Origin of the sequence: Microcoleus sp. ARI1-B5, assembly GCF_036705795.1 — a bacterium.
GTDB lineage: Bacteria > Cyanobacteriota > Cyanobacteriia > Cyanobacteriales > Microcoleaceae > Microcoleus.
On sequence record NZ_JAUBVK010000079.1, the window covers coordinates 1 to 1,312 of the forward strand.

Below are 1,312 nucleotides of genomic sequence, written 5' to 3' on the forward strand. Positions count from 1 at the left end.
TAGGACTTACGCATTGACAAAATAACTCTATTGTGTATATCTGGAACAGAGGTGAATTCAATTCCCAAAACAAACAGCATTAGGTAAAATTGCTCAAGCGATCGGGAGAGAAAAAATATTAGAACCAGAACTAAGCCATCCACCGCACTTTGTGACCTGTCCAAGTACACATATTTTCTTTTAGCTGAGTCTAAATATTCAGGTTGCTGTCGGCTATCCAAGATTTTAGATGGACTATCTCACGATAGTATTAACCGTTTTTTGTTAAGGGAAAGATATGAACCAAAGGATTTATTTAATGAACTCAAACCACATATTGAGTTAATAGGTGGGACATTAAGTGCAGATGACACAGTTATTGAAAAGCCTTAATGTTACCCCAATTTAACTGAATATATTGGATATTTTTGGTCAGGGAATCAGCACCGGACGGTGAAAGGAATTAATCTGATTACATTGTATTACACCGACAGCAATAGTAAGTCTGTACCCGTCAATTATCGGATATATAACAAACCGGATGGAAAAACCAAAAATGATTATTTTCGGGAAATGCTAGCGGAAGTGTTATTGTGGGGATTACAGCCACAGATGGTGACAGGAGATAGTTGGTATTCCAGTAAAGAAAACTTAAATTTTTTGAGAAACCAAAAACTAGGTTTTATGATGGGGATAGCCAAAAACCGCCGAGTGGCTATGATTCCAGGGACATACACGGCTGTAAAAAATCTCGATATTCCCCCAGAAGGGCAAGTTGTTCATCTCAAAAAAATTGGGCAAGTGAAAGTATTTCAGAAGAAGTTCAAAAACGACACAGAGAGATACTATATCATGTTTTTGCCTGAGATAAAGGAGACTGAAGTTATAACTCGAAGTGATTTTCTGACCACACATTCAATACATTGGGGAATTGAATGTTACCACAGAGCCATCAAACAACTTTGTGGGATTAAAAAATTCATGGTGAGAAGTTCTCCGGCTATTATCACCCATTTCTTCTGTTCAATTCGGGCTTTTGTCCAATTAGAATTGATGAGGGCAGAGGCATTGATTGATAATTGGTATGAAATTCAAAGAAATTTATCTCTAGAAATAGCCCGTGATTTCATTCTCCATTACCTCGATCAAAAAGTAGGTCGAAAAGCTGAACATTAACTAACCGTTAAGTTCCCTATTAATTGACTAGCAAAAACTCTGCATTTAAGGGCTTTTTGCAATTGTTTGTGATGGCAAAAACTGGCTCTGACAAAAAAATCCCGTAATTTTAGCAATTGACGCATATTTGGGCTGATTTGTCAATGCGTAAGTCCTA

The 1,312-nt window shown here is 37.0% G+C and carries 1 protein-coding gene and 1 pseudogene; one reads left to right on the plus strand and one right to left on the minus strand.

Features of this window, described 5'->3' with window-relative positions; genetic code table 11:
- A partial coding sequence (locus tag QUB63_RS34930; RefSeq protein ID WP_332949970.1) for a hypothetical protein occupies positions 1-221 on the minus strand: 221 nt, incomplete at its 3' end.
- On the opposite strand from QUB63_RS34930, the pseudogene QUB63_RS34935 reads away from it, so the two are divergent.
- Positions 118-1,155, plus strand: a pseudogene (locus QUB63_RS34935) (IS701 family transposase). The gene QUB63_RS34930 and the pseudogene QUB63_RS34935 sit on opposite strands and share 104 nt — an antisense overlap.
- The last annotated feature ends 157 nt before the right edge of the window (positions 1,156-1,312 follow it).